This is a genomic window from Mycetocola spongiae, from assembly GCF_020424085.1.
Classification (GTDB): domain Bacteria; phylum Actinomycetota; class Actinomycetes; order Actinomycetales; family Microbacteriaceae; genus Mycetocola; species Mycetocola spongiae.
Window position 1 is genome coordinate 1,890,586 of record NZ_CP080203.1, and the last position, 22,037, is coordinate 1,912,622.

Consider the following 22,037-nt stretch of genomic DNA (forward strand, 5'->3'; position numbering starts at 1 on the left):
TATGACCCCGACCGCAACGGCCACCGATCGCTCCCTCGCCGCCACCCTGAACTGGGTGGGGCTCGGGGCCTGGGCGCTCCTCCTCGTGGGCGGCGTGCTCTTCCTGCTGGGGATGTCCCCCGTGGAGGCGGGCTATTTTGCGAGCGATCCGTTGCACGAGAATCCGTTTGCGGGCGCACTCCTGGGACCCACCTCCTGGGCGGGCCTGGGCCTGGCCTCCCTGGGCCTGCTCGGCCTGGGGTTCTGGATGGGGGCGCGCGTGCTCGGGCGCGCGCGCTAAAGCTCCGCGCGCCGCGGCGGATTGGCCCCGGCCCGGGATACCGTGATCGCCGCTGCCCGCAGCGCGGTCTCGCCGATCCGGGTGAGGGTGGGGGAATCCAGCGTGCCCGCCCGCACGGCCTCATCCGCGCCCACCTCAAGCACCGCGGCGAGCATCGCCGCCATAAACGAATCCCCCGCACCGATGGTATCCACCACGCTCACGCGCGGGGCGGGCAGGGTATAGAGCTCGCCGCCCGCGAGGATCAGGCAGCCCTCGGCGCCGCGGGTCACCGCGACCAGCCCGGCCCCGCCCCGGGAGGCGAGACGGTCCAGGACCGCGGGCAGGGCGAGCCCCGGATAGAGCCACTCGGCGTCCTCATCGCTGAGCTTCACGATATCCGCGAGCGCGGCCAGGCGCTCGGTGCGCTCCACGACGCTCTGATGTTCGGGAATGATCAGCGGGCGCATATTGGGGTCAAAGCTCACCAGCGCGCGCGGGCGCACGGCGCCGAGTGCGGCCTCGATCAGATCGGCCCCGGGCTCCAGATACGCGGCGATGGACCCGGTATGCACCAGGCGCACATCCGCTGGGATCTCCGGCTCCGTGAGCGCCCCGGTGATCTCAAAACGATAGCTCGCGGCCCCGTCCCGATCCAGCGTGGCGCGCGCCGTCGCGGTGTCCCCCGCATCGCGGGACCCGGCGGTGACCGCCACGGAGCTGGCCTCCAGGTGCCGGTTGATGGCCGCGCCGCGCTCGTCGCGGCCAAAACGGGTATGCAAAACCACGGGGATATCCAGCCGCGCCAGGCCGATCGCCACGTTCATCGGGCTTCCCCCGGGATGCTCGTGGATTCCCTCGGGCCCGTCCACGATATCGGTCAGGGCCTCGCCAATCACATAGGCGGTGGGTTCAGGGCTCACTCGGGGGATCCTTCCAGTGCGGCGTCGATGCCGTGGGCGCGAATGGCCTCCAGGGAGGCGATATATCCTTCGCTAAAGATAGCGTTATTTGCGAGTTCCCCAAAGACCTGTTCGCAGCGCAGGAAGGCGAGCGGGTCCTCCCCCAGGTTTCGCGCGCGGGTCCACACCTCGTGTTCCAGCGGATCGCCGGGCTCCGGGGAGCGGGCCACCCACTCGGCCCAGGCCGCCACGAGCAGCGCCCCGGCCCCCGCGGGCCGGCCCGCGGCGAGGTTATCGCGCACCGCGGGCAGCACAAATTTGGGGATGCGATTCACGGCATCGGTGGCGAGCCGATCGAGGGTATCGGCGATCGCGGGATTGGTGAAGCGGATAAAAAGCTGCCGAATATAGTCGTCCAGGTTGATGCCCGGGACCGCTTCCAGGCTCGCGCGGGCCTCGGCCAGATAGCGGTGTAGGAAACCGGCGATCACCGGATCGGCCGCGGCCTCATGCGCAAATGTGAACCCGCGCAGCAGCCCGGTATAGGCCATGCCCTGATGCGCGGCATTAAGCAGGCGCAGCTTCATCAGCTCATAGGGCTCCACATCCTCCACCAGCTGCACCCCGGCCCGCTCCCAGGCGGGGCGTCCGGCGGGGAAGTGATCCTCCACTACCCACTGCACAAACGGCTCCGCGACCACGGGCCATGCGTCCTCAAGACCCAGCCGCTCGGCGACCAGCGCGCGGTCGGCATCGGTGGTGACGGGCGTGATCCGGTCCACCATGGAATTGGGGAAGGCCACCTCGGCGGCGATCCACTCGGCCAGCGCGGGATCGCTGCGCCGGGCACAGTCCAGCACCACCGAGCGCGCCACATCGCCGTTGCCCGGGACGTTATCGCAGGAGAGCACCGTGAAGGGCGCGATCCCGGCCGCGCGGCGGCGGGCCAGCCCCGCAATAATCAGCGCAAATACCCCCGCTGAATCCGCGGCCTCGGGCAGGCGGTAGCCCCCCTCGGTGACCGTGAGTGAGACGATGCGGGTGCCCGGGGCGGCGAGCGCCCGCAGCACGGCCTCCGGGTCATCGGGCGCATAGAGAAAGCGGGCGATCGAGCCGATCACGCGCGCCTCCAGGCCGCCGTCGCCGGCCTTGAGGACCAGCGTATAGAGGTTGTCCTGCGCGGCGAGGACATCGCGCATCCGGGCATCGCCGGGCATGACCCCCACGCCGCAGATTCCCCAGCCGGGGTCCTCGCCCGCGGCCAGCAGCCGGTCGAGGTACATCGCCTCGTGGGCGCGATGGAAATTGCCCAGGCCGAAGTGGATAATCCCGACCCCGAGCGCGGAGCGGTCATAGGCGGGCACGGCCACGGGGATATCCCCCGCGGGGCGGTGGCCGTGCAGCTGGGACAGGGGAAGGGACACGGGGCACTCGATTCTTCGATGACGGGGAGGCCCTTCCAGACTGGCAGGCGGCGGCGCGCGGGTCATCCCCCTCCGCACCGGAATAAGTGACCGTTGTCTGGGGAGGGACCCCGCGGAAAACCGCGGCGATTTCCGCGGCGCGGCCCGTATCATGCCCGTTTCCCCGCAAACGCCAACCGGTTTATGTGGGTTTTATGTGGCCTAGACCCGGACCACCCGGGTACCCAGCGCCGCAAAATCCCGCGCGAGCGTCGCGGGAAGCTCGGTCCCGGTGATCAGCGCCTCCACCTCATCCACCGTCCCGAAGCGCACAAAGCTGGAGCGGCCAAATTTATCGTGCCCGCCCACAAAGAGTGCCCGCGCGCTCACCCGCAGCGCCGTCTGCTTTACCGCGGCCACCGCCGGATCGGGGGTGGTCAGCGCGCCGTCCGCCGAGACACCATTGGCCCCGAGGATCGCCAGATCCGGCGCAAACCCCTCCAGGCCGCGGATCGCGAGCGCGTCCACCGCCCCCAGGGTTCCGGCACGCACGCGGCCGCCGATCATGATCACCTCGGTCTGCGGCCGCCCCACGAGGTGCAGGACCACGGGGATCGACGCTGTCAGCACGGTGAGCGGGCGGTCGGTGGGCAGCGCCTCGGCCACAAGCGAGGGCAGAAAACCCTCGTCGATAAATACGGTGCCGGCGTCCCCCAGCCGGCGCACGGCCTCGGCCGCGATGCGGGATTTTTCCGCCGTATGGTGCGTGGCGCGAAAGTCCAGGGCCGTCTCGATCAGGCCGCTCTCCACGACCCGGATCACCCCGTAGTGTCGCTCCAGGGCCCGCTCGGCCTCGAGCGCGCGCAGGTCCCGGCGGATGGTTTCGGCCGAGACGGAAAACCGCGGTGCAAGCTCGGTCACGGCCACGCTTCCGCGTTCGCGCACAAGCCCCAGAATCGCGGCTCGGCGGGCGCGGGCCCCGCGCTGATTCTGGGCGACTTCGCTCATCGGTTCCTTCCGCGGGCGCACTCGCCGCCCCGAACCCCACAGTAGCGCGCGGCGGGGCGGGCCGGAATACCCGCCCGCCCCGCGCCCGCTATTCCTCGCGCACGGCGGCGAGCCCGGTGGCGGTGCGCACCGTGCGGAACGTGGCGATCACCGCGAGCGCGGCGAGGGCCAGGCACAGCGCCAGCACCAGATAAAACCCGGGCGCTGGCCAGCCCAGCGAGCGCCTGCCATCGGTCAGGCCCACCACCACGGCCCAGGCCGAGATAAAGCCCAGCCCGATTGCGCCCCCGAATACCGCGAGCAGCGGCAGGGCGGTCTCGCCGAGGATGATTCGCCGCAACGACCCCAGCGGCATCCCCATCAGGCGCAGCAGCCCGAGTGCGCGCCGCCGGTCCAGCACGCTCGCGACCGTGGCCACCGCGAGCGAGACGGTGGAGATCAGGGTGGCCACGAGGATGCCCAGATTGGCGAGCCCCTCAAACTGGGCGATATAGCTCATGCTGGTATCCGTCCAGCGCTCGCTCACCGTGATGGGCCCAAACGGGTCCTGCGGGAACGCGAGCCAGGCGGAGGTGCGCGCGGCCTCGATCCCCTCCGGGGTGCCATCCGTGCCGATCAGGACCAGGTGTACCTCGGCGTCGCCAATCTCGGCGCCCTCCGCCTCGCTCACCCGGCCGTCCCGGTTATTTACATAGCCCTCGTTTACGCGTACCGTATCGGTGGGCGCGCCCCCGGGCACGTCCAGACCGGCGGTGCGGGCATCGGCCCGCGTGAGGAGCCAACCGCCGGAACCCTCGTCAAAATACACGGGCACCGCATATTCCACCCCCGGCATATCTGCGAGCGCCGCCACCTGTTCCGTATTGCGGGAGCCCAGGCCATAGGGGGGCGATACGCTCAGGGTACTCAGGTCCAGGCGCTGGGTACCGGCCTCGGCCGGGGGCAGATCCTCGCGCGTGGTCATCGCGAGCGAGAACATCGAGACCAGGAATACGGCGATCACGAGCCCGCTCACGGTGCGGAACGTGGCGCGCGGGCCGCGGGCGATGCGGCTCAGGGCGATCACCCCGGCGGCGCTGCTGGCGCGCCGCGCTAGCAGGGAGCTGAGCAGATAGGTGAGATAGGGGCCGGCCAGGAGCAGGCCCACCAGGGTGAGAATAAAGCCCGGCAATATCAATTGCCCCATCGCATAATTGCCGAACCCGGCGATTGCGAGCGAGGATACCCCGACCATCAGGAGCAGGCCCAGCAGCAGCGGGATCAGCGACCAGGGCCGCGGCCGACGCTCGGCGGCGGTCACATCGGTGGCCAGCGGCCCAATATTGGCGCGCCGGGTGCGCCAGACCGCCACGGCCACACTGGATACCACGGTGATCAGTGCGATCCCCACGGTGGGCGCGACGCTCACCGAGAGATCCTCGGTGAAAAAGCTCCCCGGGCCCACCTCGATCCGGGCCGCGAGCGGGCGCAGCAGCCAGGCAAGCAGCACACCCGCCACCGTGCCCACCGCGGAGGCGATCAGCATTTCGGTGGCGGCGATCCGGCGCAGGCGCGCGGGGGTGGCCCCGATTAGGCGCAGCATCGCAAAGCGTTCGCGCCGCGCCGCGGCCCCAAGATCGGTCACGATGCCCACCAGGAGCAGCACCGGGATCAGGATCGCAAAGCCGCCGATCACCGCAATCAGGCTATAAACCGGGCTTCCCCCGAAGGCCACCGGTGCCCTCTCCACGATGACGCTTTCCATGCCGTGATAGCCGAGCAGCTGCTCCTCGCTCGCGCCCACCACCGCGGTCAGCGAGTCCGGGCTCGGCAGCGCCGCATTGGGAAGCAACCCGGCAAATGTGCCAAAGCGCGGGCCCAGCTCGGCACTCCCGGAGATGAGCTCCTGGAGCGCGGGCGAGGCAAAATAGGTGCCGGGCGCGGGGATGCCCTCCTGCCCCGGGATAAAGGACACCGGGTCCGCGGGGCCCGAGACGTCCAGGCGGGTGATTTCGTACTCGCCGAAGCGATCCATGCGCTCCACCCCGAGGGTCTGGCCCGCGCCGGCCGCGGGCTCCGGGGCATCCTCGGAACCGGGTTGATAGGCGATTGAGGACCACGCGCCGCGCAGATCACGCGCCTCAAGCCCACCATAGGCACCCCAGAGGAGGAGGAATAGCGTGACCCCGGCGGCGATGCCCGCCGCGATGCCCGCGAGCCGGGCCTGGCCCTGGCGATTACCCGCGAGCAGCACGCGGGTGAGCGTGAGGCTCATGCCCGACCCAGAGCCGCCACGGGCAGGCCGCCGCTGATATGGCCGTCGCGCACCATGATCTCGCGGTCGGCATAGGACGCCGTGCGCGGATCATGGGTGATGACCACCACGGTGGCCCCCGTGGAACGGGCCAGCTCGGTGAGGGTCACCATGACGTTTTCGGCCGCGAGGGAATCCAGCGAGCCCGTGGGCTCATCGGCAAAAATCACGCGCGGGCCCCCCACCAGGGCACGGGCTATGGCCACGCGCTGGGCCTGGCCCCCGGAGAGCTCGGCGGGAAATTTTTCGCCCTGCCCGCGCAGATCGAGGCGGTCCAGCCAGGTGCGGGACTGGCGCAGCGCATCCGCGCGCTTCATGCCCTTCAGCAGCAGCGGAATGCTGATGTTATCCAGCGCGCTGAGATCGGGCAGCAACTGGCCAAACTGGAAGATGAAGCCAAATTCCGAGAGGCGCAGCGCGGAGCGTTCGGCCTCGGAGAGCGCGGAGACGACCATTCCCCCACACTCCACCGTGCCGGAATCGGGCGCGATCACCCCGGCCAGCGCGTGCAGCAGCGTGGATTTACCGGAGCCCGAGGGGCCCATGACGGCGAGGATTTCCCCGGAATAGATATCGAGGTCCACGCCGCGCAGGGCCTGGGTCTGGCCGAAGGTGACCCTGAGGTTTCGGGCCGAGATGAGCGGGGTCTGCGGGAGGTGCTCGCTCATGCTCCCCTCACCTGCCCGCGCAGCTCGCCGAGGCGGGCGCTGGTTAATTCGATCCAGCGCAGATCGGCCTCGATATGAAATAGGGCGTGGTCACACATCAGCACGGTGGCGAGGTCGGCACCCTGTTTTTCGCGGGTGAGCACGCGCATCCGGGCGAGGTGCTCGGCGCGCTGGAGGTCCAGGAGGCGATCGGCATCGGCGTTCAGGAGCAGCGCGATGATCGTCTTGGCAAAAAGATTTGATTGCAGATCGGGCTCGGGGGTCTCGGGGGTAAACATCCACTCCTCCACCCGGGTGCGCCCGGCCGGGGTGATCTGATAGCTCTTGCGATCGGGCCCGCCGTCGCCGCTGGACTCGCCCAGCGCGAGGATCAGCCCATCGCGGATGAGCCGCGCGAGTGTGGCATATACCTGGCCAAAGGCGAGGGGCTTGCGGGTGCCGAAGAAGCGATCATAATCGGCCTTGAGGTCATAACCGTGGGTGGGGCCCGTGCCGAGCAGCCCAAGGAGCGTCTGTGCTTTATCCATACCGCGACTATACACTCAATGTATAGTGACGCAAGACCACGAAAAAAGGAGGACCGCGCCGGGGCGCATCCAGGCACGCCCCTGCGCGCACGACTAGGCGGCGGGCACCGCCACGCGCCGCCCCCGGGCCGCGCCGGACGCGGGGCGCGGGAGCCGCGGCGCCGCCCGGCTCACCGCCGCATCCGGCGCAGGAACCGGCTCGGGCAGCGGCGCTACCGGCGTCGCCGCCCCGCCCACATGGGCCAGATAGCGATCGATCGCATCGCGGCTCGCGGCCAGGCGCTCGATGCTGTGATCCAGGCGATCACGATACTCTACGAGGCTCGCGCGCACCCCGGGTTCGGGCGTCACCTCAAGCACATCGGCCTCGGTGGTAAAACAGGGCAGCACAAGCTGAATCAGCCGCGTGGGCATCCCGGTGGCCAGCAGGCAGCGAATCTTCCCGATCTTAAACTCCAGCTCGGGCCCGTATTCGCGATAACCATTGGGTCCGCGGGTGGGCGTAATTAGGCCCTGCTCCTCGTAATAGCGCAGGAGTCGCGGCGTGGTCTGGGTGAGTGCGGCCATCTCGCCAATGCGCATTTTTGGTCCTCCGGAACGGGCATGGGGGCGCTGTCGCCCCTTGCCCCAACCCCGGCGGTCCGACGCCTATTCCCGGCTTTTTCGGCGCGCGGGGGTGCCCGATTTGACCCTGACACTAGTGGTAGCCGATCATACTTCGATCATGACCAATATTTCCGCCACCCCCGTCGGGTCCCGTTCCCCGCTCTCCGTGGCACTCCTCCTCGCCTGCGTGGGCTTTATCACGCTGCTCACCGAGGTCCTCCCCGCGGGGGTTCTGCCCGAGATGGCCGCCGATCTGGGCACCTCCATTCCCGTGATGGGCCAGACCGTCGCCGTCTTTGCCGTGGGCTGTATCGCCGCCGCGATCCCCCTGACCCGGGCCACCGTGCGCCTGGATCGGCGCACCCTGCTGCTGCTTATCCTCGCCGTCTCGGCCCTGGCCAATCTGGGCACGGCCCTCGCCCAGGATCTGCCCACCCACTTCGTCTCGCGCTTTATCGCGGGGCTCGCGGCCGGCCTGGTCTGGGCCATGCAGCCGGGCTATACCCGCGGATTCACCCGCCCCGATCGCTTCGGGGCCACGCTCGGCGTGGTGCTCTCGGGCGCGACCCTCGCGATGGCCCTCGGCGTGCCCGTGGGCACGATTCTGGCCACCCAGCTCGGTTGGCGCGCGGTGTTTATGCTCATCGCGGCGATCACCGTGGCCCTCGGAATTCTCGCGCTGTGGATGGCCCCGCGCGTGCCGGGTGTGCCCTCCACGGGCGGCGCGAGCCTGATGTCCGCGCTGCGGATGCCCGCGGTACTCGTGGTGATCCTGGCCACGCTGCTGTGCGTCGTGGGACAGAATATGGGTTATACCTATCTGGCGCCGTCCCTCGCTCTCGGGGGCAGCCCGGTGCCACTGAGCCTCGTGCTCGCGGCCTTTGGCGTGGCCTCGGTGGGTGGCACGCTCGGGGCGGGCCGGCTCGCCGATCGCCGGCTCGGCCCGGTGCTGATCTCCGCGCTGGCGATCGGCGTGATCGGCCTGACGGTATTTGGTTTCACCCCGGCCCCGTGGCTCCTGCTGCTCTCGGCCGCGGCCTGGGGCCTGGCCTTTGGGGCCTATTCGGTGCTCTTCCAGATCGCCGTGGCCCGCGCGGGCGGCGCGGCCGCGGATGCCGCACAATCGGCGCTGGTCACGATCTGGAATATCTCGATTGCGCTGGGCGGCGCCGCGGGGGGCGCGGTGCTCGCGGGCTGGGGCCCCACGCCGCTGATCCCGATCGCGGCCGGGCTGATGCTGCTCGCCCTGCCCCTCGCGCTGGTCATTGCGCGCACCGATGCCCGGCGCTCCGTGGCGGCCTAAACGACGATGACCTCGACCCCCGCCGCGCGCAGCTCCTCCAGCGCCTCCGGCGGGGCCGCGGCATCGGTGATCAGCACATCGAGGGTGTCCAGGGCGCAGATCACGGCCATCGCCGAGCGCCGAAATTTCGCCCCCTCGGCCACCGCGATCACGCGCCGGGAGGACGCAATCATGCCGCGCTTCACGGCCGCATCCTGGAGGTCATAGGCGAGGAGCCCGTCCCCCGCGGAGGCGGCACAGCAGCTGATGATGGCGGTATCAAAGCGCAGATCGCGCAGCGCGGATTCGGCAAGCGGGCCCACCACCGAGCCCTCCTCGGGGCGCACGGTTCCGCCAGGCAGGTGCAGGGTGATCTCGGGGGCGCCGGCCAGGGCCGCAATCGCCTGAATCGAGAACGGCATCACGGTGAGGCGGCGCGGGCGCAGTGCGCGGGCAACGGCCTCGCCCGTGGTGCCGCTGTCCAGGACCACGGCCTCGCCCTGCACCAGCAGGGCCTGGGCGGCGGCGGCCATCCGCGCCTTCACGGCCGCGGCATCGGGTTCGCGCATCGCATAGGGCTGACCCTCGCCGCGCAGCAGTGTGCTCACGGCCCCGCCGTGCACGCGGCGCAGGACTCCCGTGAGTGCCAGCTGGTCCAGGTCGCGGCGGATCGTCACCTCGGAGGCCGCGAGCAGGGCGGCCAGTTCGGCCACCTCCACGCGGCCCTCCCGGTGTAGGACGTCGAGGATCTGTTCGTGTCGGGGATGCGGGGCCATGCCTTAAACATACATTAAATATGTTCGAACGGTCGCATTTAATGTTTGTTTAAGATAGCGTCGGTGTTCCAGCCCGCAGTCCTCCCCGAAAGAGCCCCATGAGCACCCTCACCCCACCCACCCCGCGCCTGCGCCGCGCCCGCCTCGGTGTTTTTGGCATCTTTTTTGTGGTGGGATTCCTGATGGCCATCTGGCTCGTGAATATCCCCGCGATCCAGGAGCGCACCGGCGTCTCCCATGCCGTGCTGGGCGGCCTGATCCTGGTCTTTGGCCTCGGCTCGTTTATCGGAATGCAGATCACCGGGGCACTGATCGATCGGGTGGGGAGCCGCCGCGCCTCACTCGCCGGGGTGGTCCTGATGGTGCTCGCGGTGAATCTGCCCGGGATGGCCGGGGACGCCACGAGCCTCGGGGTTGCCCTGTTTATTTTTGGCCTCGGAAACGGCGCCACCGATGTGGCAATGAACCACCAGGCGGTCGTGGTCGAGCGGCGCTATGGGCGGCCGATCATGTCGGCATTCCACGCCTTCTTCTCGCTCGGCGGGGCCGCGGGTGCGCTGCTCGGGGCGGGCACCCAGGCCGCGGGGCTCGACGTGCGCTGGGCGCTGCTTGGTGCCGCCGTGATCGCGGCGGTGCTCGCGCTGATCGCCGGGCCCGCGCTGCTCTCCCGCGGCGAGGAGCGCGCGGATACTCCCACCGTCGAGCCCGGGCAGGCAGCGCCCGCCGCGCGCGGTGCGACCCGCCGCCGCGTGATCGCCCTCGCCTTCCTCGCGTTTGTGCTGATGCTCGCGGAGGGAGTTGCCAATGACTGGAGCGCGCTGCATGCGGTGGAACACCTCGGCCGCTCGGAGGCGCAGGCCTCGCTCGCCTATGGAACCTTTGCGATCACGATGACCGTGGGCCGCTTCCTCGCCGACCGCGTGTCCTTCGCGGTGGGCCCCCTGAACGTCGTGCGCTATGGCTCGGCGGCGGGGGCCCTGGGCCTGCTGATCGTGGTGCTCTCCCCCATTTTTGGGCTGACCCTTCTGGGCTGGGCCGTATTTGGGCTGGGCCTGTCAGGTGTGATCCCGCAGATCTTCACGGCCGCGGGCAACGTGGATCCCGCCCGCTCGGGCCTGATCATCTCCCGCGTCGTGGGCGCGGGCTATATCGGCATGCTCGCGGGGCCCGCCGTGATCGGATTCCTCGGCGGCGGAATCGGGCTGACCCTCGCGTTTATCCTGCCCCTGCTGTTCTGCGTATGCGGGGTCATCCTCGCGCCGAGCGTGCGCGCACCCCGCGCCTAGCCCGCGCTCGCACCGGCCGGACCGGTGGTTAGGACCAGTGGTGGCCGCGGCGGGCTCCACCCCCGCCCGGACGCCCCCGCGGGCGGCGCAAAAAGAGTGTCCGTGCGCCGGGCCCCGCCCCGCGCGGCGCTCGCGCGTGCCGGCTAATCCCGCGGCGCGGCCATGCGCGCGAATCCCCGGTGAGCCCCCATTTTTCCCGGAATTGCGGCCGCGGTTGTGGCCTCTCGCGGCGGCGGCGGGCGGCCCGGAACGCCGCGTTCCCGATCCCCGCGGCCACCCGATATTCGGACGCCGCGGTCGCCCCGTGTCGCGTGCCCGGGTAATACCAGTGGTACCTGTTTTTCGGGGCCAGTTGGTTCGGAATCATTGACCGGCGGTATTTTTTATCCCTAGATTATGGTCACTCTTAGTTCAACTACTTCCAAAGGCGGACGTAATGATGACTCATATTCCCCGGGCTAGGCGATCGCTCCTCGCGGCGGCAACCCTGGCCACCCTGGCACTCACGCTCTCGGCGTGTAGCACCTCCGATCCGGCGGCGGGGGGCGCGGGGGGCGATGCCCCCATCGTGGCCCTTCTCCTCCCCGAAAACCAGACCTCTCGCTATGAGGCCCGCGATAAGCCCACGTTTGAGGCGGAGCTTAAAAAGAGCTGTCCCGAGTGTGTCCTGAAGTATTACAACGCGGCGGGCGATGCCAATAAGCAGCTCAGCCAGGCCGAATCGGCGCTGACCGAGGGTGCCGCGGTGCTCGTGATCGACCCGGTGGACTCCAATGCCGCCGCGTCGATGGTGGGCTCCGCCAAGCGGCAGAAGGTGGCCGTCATGAGCTATGACCGCGTGATCTATAACGCAGACGTTGATTATGCGGTTAAGTTTGATAACGAGCAGCAGGGCGCGGTCGGGATGAAATCGCTGCTTGATAAGCTCGCCGCCGAGGGCAAAACCTCGGGCAATATCGTGATGATGAACGGCGATCCCGTGGACTCGGGAGCCGCACCGGAAAAGCGCGGCGCACACAGCGTCATCGACGGCTCGGGCTATACCATCGCCGCCGAATACGACACCAAAAAGTGGTCGGCGGAAAACGCCCAGAATCAGATGCAGCAGGCCATCACCGCGATTGGTGCCGAAAATATCGACGGCGTTTATGCGGGCAATGACGGCATGGCCACGGGTGTGATCGCGGCACTGAAGAGCGCCGGCGTCTCGCCGATGCCCCCGGTGACCGGGCTGGATACCCAGCTGGATGCGATCCAGAAGATGGTCGCCGGCGACCTCTACGAGAGCACGTATCTGCCCGTGGAGCAGGAGGCCACGATCGCCGCCCGCGCGGCGGCAGAGCTGGCCCGGGGCAAGGTCCCCGCGGGCGATCTGGTCAACGGCGATGTGGACGACCAGAGCCAGAAGGTTCCCGCCTATCTGCTGGAGTCCATCGCCGTCACGATGGAAAATATGCGCGAGATTCTGATCGACAGTGGCTATCTCACGATCGAGCAGATCTGTACGCCGGAGTATGCCGCGGCGTGTAGCTCGGCCGGGCTGCGCTAGGTGTCCTCGCCGCTGATCGCCGTGGATATCGGGGGGACCACCGTGCGCGTGGGTGCCGTCTCCCCCGATGGCACCGTGACCGATATCCACCGCGAACCGGTGAATCCCCTCTCCTGCCGCGACCAGGTGGCGCGCCTCCTGCGCGGGGCCGCCACTCGCAGCGGGGCAGAGCGCGCCGTGATCGGAGTCCCCGGCCGGGTGCACCATGTGCGCGGCGAGGTGGGCCGGGCCCGCAACCTGCCGGGCACCCCGCTGGATACCCTGTCCGCCCTCTCGCTGCGGCGCGAGAGTGGGCTGGAGATCACGCTCGCGGGGGATACCGAACTCGCGGCCCTGGGGGAAACCTATTTTGGGGCGGGCGAGAGCACGGTCACCACCGCGTATCTGACCCTCTCCACCGGGGTCGGGGCCGCGGCGGTCAGCGGAGGGACCCTCCTCGCGGGGCTCCAATCCGGTTTTCAAATTGGCTTCCTCCCCCTGCTCGGGACCGACCGTCCCATGGTGGATGTGCTCGGATCCGGGCAGCGACTGCACCTGCTCTCCCGCGAGATTCGGCGCGAGGTCCGCACCGTGGTTGAGCTCGAGGACCTTGCCCGCGGCGAGGGGCCCGCGGCCGCCGCGGCCCGCTCCGCGCGCGCCGATCTCTCCGCCGCGGCAATCGCCTGCGCGGTCCTGCTCTGTCATAGCACGTCCGCGGAGGTGCTTGTGATCGGCGGTGGGCTGGGCCGCGCACTCGGCGCCCCGCTCCTCGAGGAGGTCTCCGCGGCACTCGCGGATGAGGCCACCCACCACGTGGGCTGGCCCGTGAGTGTCCGCGGGGCAGCCCTGGGCGATGACGCCGGCCTCGCCGGGGCCGCGGCCTGGTTTAAGGCCACCGGCTCCCCCCTCCACCTCCCCGTAACCTCGAAAGGATAACCATGTCACCCGCCCCGTCGGCAACGCTGCCGCCCCCGGTTCCGGTACTCGATCTGCAACATATTTCCAAGAGTTTTGGGCCGGTTCACGCCCTGCGCGATGTGAGCCTCACCATCTATCCCGGTGAGGTGGTGGCCCTCGTCGGAGATAACGGCGCGGGCAAATCCACGCTCATCAAAACCATCTCGGGTGCGCACCCGCGCGATAACGGAACGATGCGGGTGGGCGGCGAGGATGTCTCGCCGCGCAACCCGCTGGATTCCACGCGCCTGGGCATCGCCACCGTCTATCAGGACCTTGCGCTGTGCGATAACCTCGACATCGTTTCCAATCTGTTCCTGGGCCGCGAAGATAATGCCCTCGGCTTTTTGCAACCACTCAAGATGGAACAGGTCGCGATGGAGCTGCTGACCCGGCTCTCGGTGAAGATCTCCGATATCCGGGTCCCCGTGTCCTCGCTCTCGGGCGGCCAGCGACAATCGGTCGCGATCGCCCGCTCCCTGCTCGGAAACCCGCGCCTCGTGGTGCTTGACGAACCCACCGCGGCGCTCGGCGTGGAGCAGACAGCGGAGGTGCTGGAACTGATCGAGCGGCTGCGCGCCGAGGGGCACGCGGTGCTCATGATCAGCCATAACCTCGGCGATGTTTTTGACGTCGCCGATCGCATCGTCTGCCTCCGGCTCGGCCAGAGCGTGGCCAGCTTCACCGTCGGCGAGGTCACGGAGGAGCAGGTGGTCGCCGCGATCACCGGAATTCACGATAGTAACGCCCAGAAACGGCGCACCCGCCGTGCCGGAAAGGAACTCTCATGACCGTGAGCATGTCGCGCGTATCGGCGGCCGACCCGTTGGCCCCGCCGCCCAGCAGCCCGTTCCAGGAGCGGCTCCAGCGCCTGCGCTCGGGAGATTTTGGGCCCGTCCCGGTGATCCTCGGGCTCGTGATCATCGCCGTGGTTTTCCAGCTGGCCAATGATCGCTTCCTCTCCCCGCAGAATATTTTTAACCTGAGCATGCAGATCGCCTCCACCGGCGTGATCGCCCTCGGTATCGTCTTTGTCCTGGTCATCGGCGAGATCGACCTCTCGGCCGGCGCGGTGAGCGGCGTGACCGCGGCCGCGATGGTGGTGCTGAATATCATGCACGGGTGGCCGCCGCTCGCCGCGATTCTTATCGCCGTGGCCTTTGGCGCCGGGATCGGCCTCCTGCACGGCATGATCTTCACCCGGCTCGGGGTTCCCTCCTTTGTGCTCACGCTCGGCGGGCTGATGGCCTGGCAGGGTGTGCAGCTGCTGATTCTGGGCAATCAGGGCACGATCAACCTGCCCTATGACGGGCTGATCGCCGCGCTGGCCAATACCACGCTGCCCGCGGTGATCGGCTATCTGGTGGCCGCGGGCTATGCACTATTTGCCGTGCTGACCCAGCGGCGGCGGGCCCGGCTGCGCGCCGAACACGGCCTGCGCCAGTACTCGCAGACGGGGCCCCATATTCGCACCGCGGTGATCACCGCGCTGATCCTGGTGGCCTCCTATGTATTCAGCCTGTGGCAGGGCATCCCGCTCTCGCTGCTGATCTTTGTTTTCCTCGTGGTCATCGCCGATCTGGTGCTGCGCGGAACCACGTTTGGCCGCAAGCTCTTTGCGGTGGGCGGCAATGCGGAGGCGGCACGGCGCGCGGGCATTAACGTGAACGCCGTGAAGGTCATCGCGTTCACCATCTGTTCGGCCCTCGCGGCCTTTGGCGGGGTGCTCGCGGCCTCGCGGCTCTTTGCGGTCAACCAGGCCAGCGGCGGCAGCGACATTCTGCTGAACGCGATCGCGGCGGCGGTGATCGGCGGCACCAGCCTCTTCGGCGGCCGCGGATCGGCGTATTCGGCGCTGCTCGGAATGCTGGTGATCGGGGCCGTCTCCAATGGCATGGACCTGCTCAACCAGACCTCCGCGGTCAAATATGTCATCACCGGGATGGTCCTGGTGGCGGCGGTAGTTATCGATTCACTTTCACGACGAGGACGGGTGGCCAGCGGCCGATGAGTATTCAGGCATTTCTTCGACAGGGCTTTATCCCCTTTAACACCGCGCTGGAGACCCAGTGGGAGCGGCTCGACGAGCTGATTCCGGCGCTGGCAGAGCGCGCGGCCCACGCGGCCGGAACGCTCGGAACCCCGGGCAAGGTCGCGCTGATCGGGATCGGGGCGAGCCTCGGTGCCGAGGGCGGCCCCGCGCATTATCTTGATGCGCATGGCATCCCCGCGCGCCGCGTGAACTCGGGTGGCGATCCGCGATTTGATCCCGCCGAGTCAATCCTCGCGCTGTCCCAGTCCGGGCGCAGCCGGGAAACCGTGGAGATGATCCGGCGCAGCGAACGCCCCAATCTTGCGGTGGTCAACGTATCCGGCTCCCCCCTGGCCCAGGCCTCCGATGCGGTGCTGGAACTCGGCGATCTCTCCGATAGCCTGGCCTCCACGATCGGCTATACGGCCTCCGCGGCGGCGGTCTCGATGCTCGCCGAAACCTGGGTTCACGGCGCACCGCGGGACTCCTGGTCGGGCATCGGGGGGCGCCTCGCGGCGTTCCTCGCGGCCAATACCGCGGGCGTGAATACCCTCGTCGGCTGGGCACATGCCGCGGAGAGCATAGACCTCACGGCACCCGAGGCCCAGTTTGGTGGGGCCGAGGCCGGGGCGCTCCTGCTGCGCGAGGTCACCCGCATTCCCACGGCCGCGTTTGAGACCCGGCAGTATCTGCACGGGCTCATGGAGTCCACGCGCGAATCCACGATCCACCTCGTTTACCGCGGGGAGGATAACGGCCAGGTACTCGCGGCCCTCACCTCGCTCGGGCGGCGCGTGCTGGACCTGTGCCCCGCGGGGTCCGCGGCGATCCCCGGCACGCTGCGGATCGAGATCCCGGCGCTGAGCGAGCTTGAGGTTCCGCTTTATCTCGCGGCACTGCTGCAACGGGTCGCGAGCCAATACTGTGCCGAGGCGGGGATCGACCCGGATGAGTTCCTCTTCCTCGATACCGGCACAAAGCTCGACGATAACGAATAACCAGGGAAGGACAGCATATGGCCACCTCCACGCTCCTGCACCGCCAGGTCACCGTATATCTGCGCGAGCGCATCGAATCCGGCGTGATTCAGCCCTCCTCGCGGATGCCCTCGGAGCGCGTGCTCGCGGAGCAATTTGCGGTGAGCCGGGTCACGATCCGGCAGGCCATGCGCGATCTGGAGGCGCAGGGGCTGGTGGAGGTGATCGGGGGTGTGCGCTGGGTGCGCAAGCATACCGAGAGTTCGGTGGCCCGTCGTTCCTCGCACTCCCTCGAGGAGGGTGCCACCGGCCTGGTCAGCTTCTCGGATCTGGCCGCGGCCAATGGGCTCACGGTGAGTGCCACGATCCTCACGATGCAGACCCGCCCCGGTTCCCTGGATGAGGCCGATCTGCTGTCGGTGGCCCCCGGGGCACCGATCGTGGATCTGGTGCGGATCCGCTATCTGGATTCCATCCCGATCCTGATGGACTTCACGCTGATTCCCGAGGCACTCGCCCCGGGCCTCGGCGCGGTGGATCTCTCACACGGCTCGCTGTATCACACGCTCGCCGATAGCTATGGGCTGCACGCCGTGCGCGCCCAGTGCGCAATCGAGGCGCGCGGCGCCAGCCCCGAGATCGCCGATGGGCTGGGCCTGGCCCCGGGTGATCCCGTCCTGGAAATCATCCAAACCATCTATGACCAGAACGATCGGGTCATGCAGTGGGGCCGCAGCGTTTATCGCGGCGACCGCTACCGATTCCGCGCGGATTTGGAGGGCACACAGCGCCCCTCCCGCGCGGGTACTACCGCCGATGAGCCAACCGGCCGCGGCTTCAGAGCAGATAAGGCAAGGGTACGGAATTGAGAATATCAACACGCGGCGCGGTCATCGGCGGCGCCTGGGTTCGCGGCGATATCGAGGTGGAGGAGGGCATCCTGACCCGGGTGGGGCTGCCGTCCACGGGTCGGGGGTCGGTTGTACCCACCCTCGTGGATCTTCAGGTCAACGGCTATGGCGGGGTGGACTTTAACGCCGCGGGCGAGGACGAGGCCCGCGCGGCCCTGCGCGCCCTGGCCCGGGACGGGGTGCTGCACGTGCAGCCCACCCTGATCACCGATTCCGAGGAGAATATCGCCCACCGGCTCGGGGTTCTGGGCGGCCTGGAGCCGCGCGCGGATGAGGCCCGGATCGTGGGCGTCCACGCGGAGGGGCCGTTCCTATCCCCCGCGCATCGCGGGGTGCATCGCCCCGAATATCTGCGCGATCCCGATTTTGAGATCGTCCGGCGGATGCTCGCGGCGGGACCGCTGCGCACCATCACGGTGGCCCCCGAGCTGCCGGGGGCGCGCGAGCTGATCGAGCGTGCGGCGGCCGCGGGGGTGATTGTGCAGGCGGGGCATTCCGGGGCCGATGTGGACACCGCGAATGCCGGTTTTAACGCCGGCGCCAGCGCGGTCACCCACCTCTTTAATGGCATGATCGCGTTTGGCCACCGCTCCCCCGGGATCGCCGGGGCCACGCTTGCGCGCGAGGATATCGCGATCCAGCTGATCGCCGATGATATCCATCTCTCGCCGGAGACCTCGATCTTCGCGGTACGCGCCGCCGAGCACCGCATCATGCTGGTGACCGATGCGTCCTCCGCGGCCGGTGCCGGGGATGGCACGTTTACCGTGGGCGGATTCCAGATCACCGTGACCGAGGGCGTGCCGCGGCTTCCCGATGGGACCCTCGCGGGGAGCACCGTGACCCTATTTGAACAGGTAGCAAAGCTGGTGGAGCGCGGGTGGGCGCTGGATCGCGCGGTCAACCTCGCCTCGCGCGCCCCGGCCCGTTTTTATGGGTTGGGTGGGGTGGGCGAGCTCCAGATCGGCCGGCCCGCGAATCTGATCATCGCCGATGATGAGCTACGCATCACCCGCGTATTGCGCGCGGGAATCGAGGTGGCGGCATGAGCGTCCTCGCTCCGGGACTGATCGTCTCGCTGACCCCCTCGCTCGAGTCGCCGTGGCGCACGCCCGGAGATATTGCCCGGCTCGCGGTGGCCGCCGCCGAGGGCGGCGCGAGTGCCGTGAAGGTGGACGGTCCCGCCGCGATTCGCGCCGTGCGCGCCGTTCTTCCCGAGTTTCCGCTCCTCGCGGTGTCGATCGACGGATCGCACGGCGGTGTGGTCCGGATCACGCCCACGCTGGAGCACGCCCGGGAGCTGGTGGAGGCCGGGGCGGATGTGGTGGAGATCGAGGCCGATTCCGCGTCGCGTCGCGCCGACGGCCAGGATATGGCCGAGCTGATCGCGCAGATCTGTGCGCTGGGCCGACCGGTGAAGGCGGGCGTGCCCAATCTCGCGGATGCCCTCGTTGCTGTGCGTGCGGGAGCGGTGATCGTCAGTTCCTCCACGATGGGCTATCCCGCGGGCGTGAGCGTGGGGCCGCTCCCCGATCTGGATCTGGTCTCCACGCTCGTGGCCGGCGCGGGGGTTCCCGTGGTGGCCGAGCGCGGCTATAGCACCCTCGCGCACCTGGCCGAGGCACGCTCCCGCGGGGCCCATGCGGTGGTTGTGGGCTCCGCGATTGTGGATCCCGTGTGGCTCACGCGCTCGTTCGTGGCGGGCTGGAACTAGCCCCTCCGAGTGGGTCGTCGCCGCGCGGCGGCGACGACCCACCCGCGCCTAGCCCGCGCGCAGCAGGTTTTCCAGCAGGTCCACCGCGAGCAGGATCGACGCCTCATCCACGTCAAAATACTCGCTGTGATGCGGGCCGGGGTTGCCGCTGCACACCTGCACATAGGCGCCCTGGCCGCCGGCCTCCTGCACCGCGCGGATGAAAATATTGGCGTCATCGCTTCCGGTGGTGGTGATCGTGCGGTGGAAGTTGATCTCGCCCGGCAGCGCCGCGGCCGCGGCCCCCACCAGGTCGATCATGGCCTCATCGGGGACCATATTGGGTGCGCCCCCCGTGACGCGCAGCTCATATTCCACGCCGTGCATACTGGCCGCCCCGGCCACGATTTCCTTGGCCCGGCGGTCGATCTCCTCGTGTGCGGCATTGCTGGTGCCGCGGGTCTCAAACGTCATCCGGGCCGCGGCGGGAATGATATTGGCCGCGCCATCCGCGCGCAGCGTTCCCACGTTCACGCGGGTCTCCCCCGAGCTCACGCGCGGGATGCCCAGCAGCCCCAGCGTCGCCGTGGCCGCCGCCGCAAGGGCATTGCGGCCGTGTTCCGGGCTCGCCGCGGCATGCGCCGCAACCCCGCGATAGTCCAGGACGTATTTGGTGGTGGCCATCGCGTCCACCCCGCTGCCCACGATCAGCCCGGTCGGGCGATCATGGCCGAGGTGCACCGCGAGCATGCGCTCCACGCCCTCCACGACCCCCGCCGAGACCATGGGTCGCGCGCCGCGCACGCCCTCCTCCGCGGGCTGAAACAGGATCCGCACGGTGCCCGGAAAATCGTGATCGGCGAGGCGATGCAACAGCCCCACGCCGATTGCCACGTGGCCGTCGTGGCCACAGGCATGCATCGCGGGGGTCACGGAACGGAACCCCTCGCGCGCCGGCAGGTGGCGCTCATCGGCGGCCTCGGCCACGGGAAGCGCGTCCATATCCACGCGCAGCCCCCATACCGGCCCGGGCCGGTTGCCGGTGATCTCGGCCACCACCGCGGAGCCGTGATCGCGCAGATAGCGGATGCGTTCGGGATTGCCTCCCGCCGCGATCCCGCGCGCCGCCCACTCCTCGCGGGTCTCGGCATCGGGATAGTTCACGATCTCCGCCACGTTCATGGCCTCCGCGCCTGTGCGCACGCTCACCGGCAGATCCTCGAGTGCGTCAAGCACCCGGCTCGCGGTATAAAACTCCACAAAACCCAGCTCGGCATTGCGGTGCAGATCGCGCCGCAGCGCGATGATATCGGTGTTATTCACGGGAAAACTCTCTCTCTCTAACCGGGAGGCTAGTTCAGGTGGATGCCGGCGCCGGGTCCCAGCGGCAGGTCAAAGAAGAAGAAGATTGCCAGCAGTGCAAGCCACACCACGAGGAACGGCAAAACAAAGATCGCCATTCGGGACAGTAGCGTACCGAGCTTTGCGGTGGGCTCATAGCGTTGCACGGCCACCAGGAGCACCAGCAGATACGGGTTCAGCGGGCTCAGCGGGCTCGCGACCGAATCTCCGATGCGATAGGCGGCGAGGGTCAGCGCGGGATCGTAGTTCAGCAGCATAAACGCGGGCACAAATACCGGTGCCACGAGCGCCCAGAGCGCTGAGCCCGAGGTCACCACGAGGCTCAGCACCGCGATCAGCAGCACAAAAAGCACCACGGCGGGGAACCCGGTGAGGTTCATCGATTGCAGCCCCGCGGCGCTCTTCACCGCGAGGAACGTGCCGAGGTTGGACCATTTAAACAGGGCGATCATCTGCGCGATCACAAAGATCAGCACGATGTAATTGGACATCGTGGCCACGGATTCACTCATCATCTTGGGCACATCGGTGCCCCTTGTGAAGGTCTTGGCCGCGATGCCATAGACCACGCCGATGAGCATAAACGCGCCGAAGATAATGGGCACCATATTGCTCAGCAGCGGGGAGGGCACAAGCGTGCCGCCCGGCCCCTGTAGCGGGCTGCCCGGGAATACCCAGGCCCCGATGACCAGCACAAAATAGCCGGCGAGGGCGATCAGGACCGCGCGCAGGCCGCGGCGCTGCAGCGGGGTGGTGGTGAGCTGGTCACCCTCGTCGATGCTGAAGTTCTCCGGGGCCACAAATGTGCCCAGGCGCGGCTCCAGCACGCGGTCGATCAGATAGCCGCCGAGGAATCCGAGGATCACTCCCGAGATCGCGGTAAAGAAGTAGTTCATCAGCAGGTTGAGCTCAAGCTCGGCACCCATCGGCAGGATCAGCACTGCCTGCTCGGTGATGCCCAGCAGCAGCGTGTCCAGGACCCCCACAAACATGCCGCCCGCATAGCCCGCGAGCACACAGGAGAATGTACCGATCATGCCGGCCAGCGGGTTTCGCCCGGCCTTAAGGAAGACCAGCGCGGCCAGCGGCGGGAGCACGATCATGGCCACGTCGCTCATGATGTGTCCCTGGCACGCTATCAGCGCCACCGCATAGGGCAGGATGCGCTTGGGGGCGCGGGCAAACATCGCGGTCACGGCCGCGCCCAGCAGGCCCGAACGCTCCGCGAGCCCCACGGCCATGAGCATCATGACCACGGTGCCAAACGGCGGGAACTGGATAAAGTTCTTCACAAAATTATCGAGGAACCAGAGGATGCCCTCGCTCGTGAAGAATCCCAGGACGGGGATAACCTCGCCGGTGCCCGGCATCGTGACGGCGACGTTAAACAGCGCGAGCGCCGTGGAGACCACGGCGACGATGCCGAAGATATATAAAAACAGGAAGAACGGATGCGGCAGCTTATTGCCCGTACGCTCGATTCCTCCGAGGACGGAATCGGCCAGACGCCTGCCAAATTTTTCACGGGTGAGTTCGGCCACCATTGGCCCACTTTCGCTAGTTGGTC

Annotated in this window: 21 protein-coding genes; 11 read left to right on the forward strand and 10 right to left on the reverse strand. The window is 68.4% G+C overall.

The annotated features are described in order from the left end of the window. Position 1: 1 nt before the first annotated feature. Positions 2 to 280: a hypothetical protein gene (locus tag KXZ72_RS08565; protein ID WP_226080238.1), complete on the forward strand. Its 279-nt coding sequence runs from the start codon at positions 2 to 4 to the stop codon at positions 278 to 280. Here the strand turns inward: KXZ72_RS08565 and KXZ72_RS08570 are convergent. The 7 genes from KXZ72_RS08570 to KXZ72_RS08600 form a co-directional block, all read right to left on the reverse strand. Then, positions 277 to 1,182 (reverse strand): carbohydrate kinase family protein, encoded by a 906-nt coding sequence (locus KXZ72_RS08570; protein ID WP_226080239.1) that lies wholly within the window; start codon positions 1,180 to 1,182, stop codon positions 277 to 279. The genes KXZ72_RS08565 and KXZ72_RS08570 overlap by 4 nt on opposite strands. After that, a complete protein-coding gene (locus KXZ72_RS08575) occupies positions 1,179 to 2,585 on the reverse strand; it encodes a mannitol dehydrogenase family protein (RefSeq protein WP_226080240.1) in 1,407 nt (468 codons plus the stop codon). Before KXZ72_RS08575 ends, KXZ72_RS08570 begins: the two co-directional genes overlap by 4 nt. 201 nt (positions 2,586 to 2,786) lie before the next feature. Beyond that, a complete protein-coding gene (locus tag KXZ72_RS08580) occupies positions 2,787 to 3,572 on the reverse strand; it encodes a DeoR/GlpR family DNA-binding transcription regulator (RefSeq protein WP_226080241.1) in 786 nt (261 codons plus the stop codon). 88 nt (positions 3,573 to 3,660) lie between these two features. Continuing rightward, entirely contained in the window at positions 3,661 to 5,826 is a 2,166-nt protein-coding gene (locus KXZ72_RS08585; protein WP_226080242.1) for an FtsX-like permease family protein, read from the reverse strand. Beyond that, a complete protein-coding gene (locus KXZ72_RS08590; protein ID WP_226080243.1) occupies positions 5,823 to 6,533 on the reverse strand; it encodes an ABC transporter ATP-binding protein in 711 nt (236 codons plus the stop codon). The genes KXZ72_RS08585 and KXZ72_RS08590 overlap by 4 nt, the downstream gene beginning before the upstream one ends. After that, positions 6,530 to 7,060, reverse strand: coding sequence for a PadR family transcriptional regulator (locus tag KXZ72_RS08595; RefSeq protein WP_226080245.1), 531 nt, complete (start codon positions 7,058 to 7,060; stop codon positions 6,530 to 6,532). Before KXZ72_RS08595 ends, KXZ72_RS08590 begins: the two co-directional genes overlap by 4 nt. A 93-nt stretch (positions 7,061 to 7,153) precedes the next feature. Continuing rightward, the gene (locus KXZ72_RS08600; RefSeq protein ID WP_226080247.1) at positions 7,154 to 7,642 is read right to left on the reverse strand and encodes a MerR family DNA-binding transcriptional regulator; all 489 of its coding nucleotides are present in this window, start codon (positions 7,640 to 7,642) and stop codon (positions 7,154 to 7,156) included. Positions 7,643 to 7,784: 142 nt separating this feature from the next. Here KXZ72_RS08600 and KXZ72_RS08605 point away from each other — a divergent pair, with 142 nt between their 5' ends. Further along, complete coding sequence (locus KXZ72_RS08605; protein WP_226080249.1) at positions 7,785 to 8,969, forward strand: MFS transporter; 1,185 nt, start codon at positions 7,785 to 7,787, stop codon at positions 8,967 to 8,969. On the opposite strand, the gene KXZ72_RS08610 is transcribed toward KXZ72_RS08605, so the two are convergent. Further along, complete coding sequence (locus KXZ72_RS08610) at positions 8,966 to 9,724, reverse strand: DeoR/GlpR family DNA-binding transcription regulator (protein WP_226080250.1); 759 nt, start codon at positions 9,722 to 9,724, stop codon at positions 8,966 to 8,968. The genes KXZ72_RS08605 and KXZ72_RS08610 overlap by 4 nt on opposite strands. 98 nt (positions 9,725 to 9,822) lie before the next feature. Here KXZ72_RS08610 and KXZ72_RS08615 point away from each other — a divergent pair, with 98 nt between their 5' ends. The 9 genes from KXZ72_RS08615 (at position 9,823) to KXZ72_RS08655 (ending at position 19,129) form a co-directional block, all read left to right on the forward strand. Beyond that, entirely contained in the window at positions 9,823 to 11,010 is a 1,188-nt protein-coding gene (locus KXZ72_RS08615) for an MFS transporter (protein ID WP_226080252.1), read from the forward strand. Between the two features lie 436 nt (positions 11,011 to 11,446). Continuing rightward, on the forward strand, positions 11,447 to 12,559 hold the full coding sequence (locus KXZ72_RS08620) for a substrate-binding domain-containing protein (protein ID WP_226080254.1): 1,113 nt from the start codon (positions 11,447 to 11,449) through the stop codon (positions 12,557 to 12,559). Next, positions 12,560 to 13,474: an ROK family protein gene (locus KXZ72_RS08625; RefSeq protein ID WP_226080256.1), complete on the forward strand. Its 915-nt coding sequence runs from the start codon at positions 12,560 to 12,562 to the stop codon at positions 13,472 to 13,474. Positions 13,475 to 13,476: 2 nt separating this feature from the next. After that, a complete protein-coding gene (locus KXZ72_RS08630; RefSeq protein ID WP_226080258.1) occupies positions 13,477 to 14,286 on the forward strand; it encodes an ATP-binding cassette domain-containing protein in 810 nt (269 codons plus the stop codon). Beyond that, positions 14,283 to 15,506: a sugar ABC transporter permease gene (locus KXZ72_RS08635; protein WP_226080260.1), complete on the forward strand. Its 1,224-nt coding sequence runs from the start codon at positions 14,283 to 14,285 to the stop codon at positions 15,504 to 15,506. Before KXZ72_RS08630 ends, KXZ72_RS08635 begins: the two co-directional genes overlap by 4 nt. Then, positions 15,503 to 16,525 (forward strand): SIS domain-containing protein, encoded by a 1,023-nt coding sequence (locus tag KXZ72_RS08640; RefSeq protein WP_226080262.1) that lies wholly within the window; start codon positions 15,503 to 15,505, stop codon positions 16,523 to 16,525. Before KXZ72_RS08635 ends, KXZ72_RS08640 begins: the two co-directional genes overlap by 4 nt. 17 nt (positions 16,526 to 16,542) lie before the next feature. Further along, complete coding sequence (locus KXZ72_RS08645; RefSeq protein WP_226080264.1) at positions 16,543 to 17,373, forward strand: GntR family transcriptional regulator; 831 nt, start codon at positions 16,543 to 16,545, stop codon at positions 17,371 to 17,373. Continuing rightward, a complete protein-coding gene (nagA, locus tag KXZ72_RS08650; RefSeq protein ID WP_226080266.1) occupies positions 17,370 to 18,464 on the forward strand; it encodes an N-acetylglucosamine-6-phosphate deacetylase in 1,095 nt (364 codons plus the stop codon). The genes KXZ72_RS08645 and nagA overlap by 4 nt, the downstream gene beginning before the upstream one ends. Next, positions 18,461 to 19,129, forward strand: coding sequence for a beta/alpha barrel domain-containing protein (locus KXZ72_RS08655; protein WP_226080268.1), 669 nt, complete (start codon positions 18,461 to 18,463; stop codon positions 19,127 to 19,129). The genes nagA and KXZ72_RS08655 overlap by 4 nt, the downstream gene beginning before the upstream one ends. A gap of 48 nt (positions 19,130 to 19,177) precedes the next feature. Here the strand turns inward: KXZ72_RS08655 and KXZ72_RS08660 are convergent, their stop codons facing one another. Beyond that, the gene (locus tag KXZ72_RS08660; protein WP_226080269.1) at positions 19,178 to 20,431 is read right to left on the reverse strand and encodes an amidohydrolase; all 1,254 of its coding nucleotides are present in this window, start codon (positions 20,429 to 20,431) and stop codon (positions 19,178 to 19,180) included. Between the two features lie 29 nt (positions 20,432 to 20,460). After that, on the reverse strand, positions 20,461 to 22,014 hold the full coding sequence (locus KXZ72_RS08665) for an AbgT family transporter (RefSeq protein WP_226080271.1): 1,554 nt from the start codon (positions 22,012 to 22,014) through the stop codon (positions 20,461 to 20,463). Between the last annotated feature and the right edge of the window lie 23 nt (positions 22,015 to 22,037).

Bases quoted from the DNA above. Each gene is read 5' to 3' on its own strand.
- KXZ72_RS08615 (WP_226080252.1), top strand. From the start codon at position 9,823: ATGAGCACCCTCACCCCACCCACCCCGCGCCTGCGCCGCGCCCGCCTC.
- KXZ72_RS08590 (WP_226080243.1), bottom strand. From the start codon at position 6,533: ATGAGCGAGCACCTCCCGCAGACCCCGCTCATCTCGGCCCGAAACCTC.
- KXZ72_RS08635 (WP_226080260.1), top strand. From the start codon at position 14,283: ATGACCGTGAGCATGTCGCGCGTATCGGCGGCCGACCCGTTGGCCCCG.
- KXZ72_RS08585 (WP_226080242.1), bottom strand. From the start codon at position 5,826: ATGAGCCTCACGCTCACCCGCGTGCTGCTCGCGGGTAATCGCCAGGGC.
- KXZ72_RS08610 (WP_226080250.1), bottom strand. From the start codon at position 9,724: ATGGCCCCGCATCCCCGACACGAACAGATCCTCGACGTCCTACACCGG.
- KXZ72_RS08595 (WP_226080245.1), bottom strand. From the start codon at position 7,060: ATGGATAAAGCACAGACGCTCCTTGGGCTGCTCGGCACGGGCCCCACC.
- KXZ72_RS08630 (WP_226080258.1), top strand. From the start codon at position 13,477: ATGTCACCCGCCCCGTCGGCAACGCTGCCGCCCCCGGTTCCGGTACTC.
- KXZ72_RS08620 (WP_226080254.1), top strand. From the start codon at position 11,447: ATGATGACTCATATTCCCCGGGCTAGGCGATCGCTCCTCGCGGCGGCA.
- KXZ72_RS08655 (WP_226080268.1), top strand. From the start codon at position 18,461: ATGAGCGTCCTCGCTCCGGGACTGATCGTCTCGCTGACCCCCTCGCTC.
- KXZ72_RS08665 (WP_226080271.1), bottom strand. From the start codon at position 22,014: ATGGTGGCCGAACTCACCCGTGAAAAATTTGGCAGGCGTCTGGCCGAT.
- KXZ72_RS08600 (WP_226080247.1), bottom strand. From the start codon at position 7,642: ATGCGCATTGGCGAGATGGCCGCACTCACCCAGACCACGCCGCGACTC.
- KXZ72_RS08580 (WP_226080241.1), bottom strand. From the start codon at position 3,572: ATGAGCGAAGTCGCCCAGAATCAGCGCGGGGCCCGCGCCCGCCGAGCC.
- KXZ72_RS08565 (WP_226080238.1), top strand. From the start codon at position 2: ATGACCCCGACCGCAACGGCCACCGATCGCTCCCTCGCCGCCACCCTG.
- KXZ72_RS08605 (WP_226080249.1), top strand. From the start codon at position 7,785: ATGACCAATATTTCCGCCACCCCCGTCGGGTCCCGTTCCCCGCTCTCC.
- KXZ72_RS08640 (WP_226080262.1), top strand. From the start codon at position 15,503: ATGAGTATTCAGGCATTTCTTCGACAGGGCTTTATCCCCTTTAACACC.
- KXZ72_RS08645 (WP_226080264.1), top strand. From the start codon at position 16,543: ATGGCCACCTCCACGCTCCTGCACCGCCAGGTCACCGTATATCTGCGC.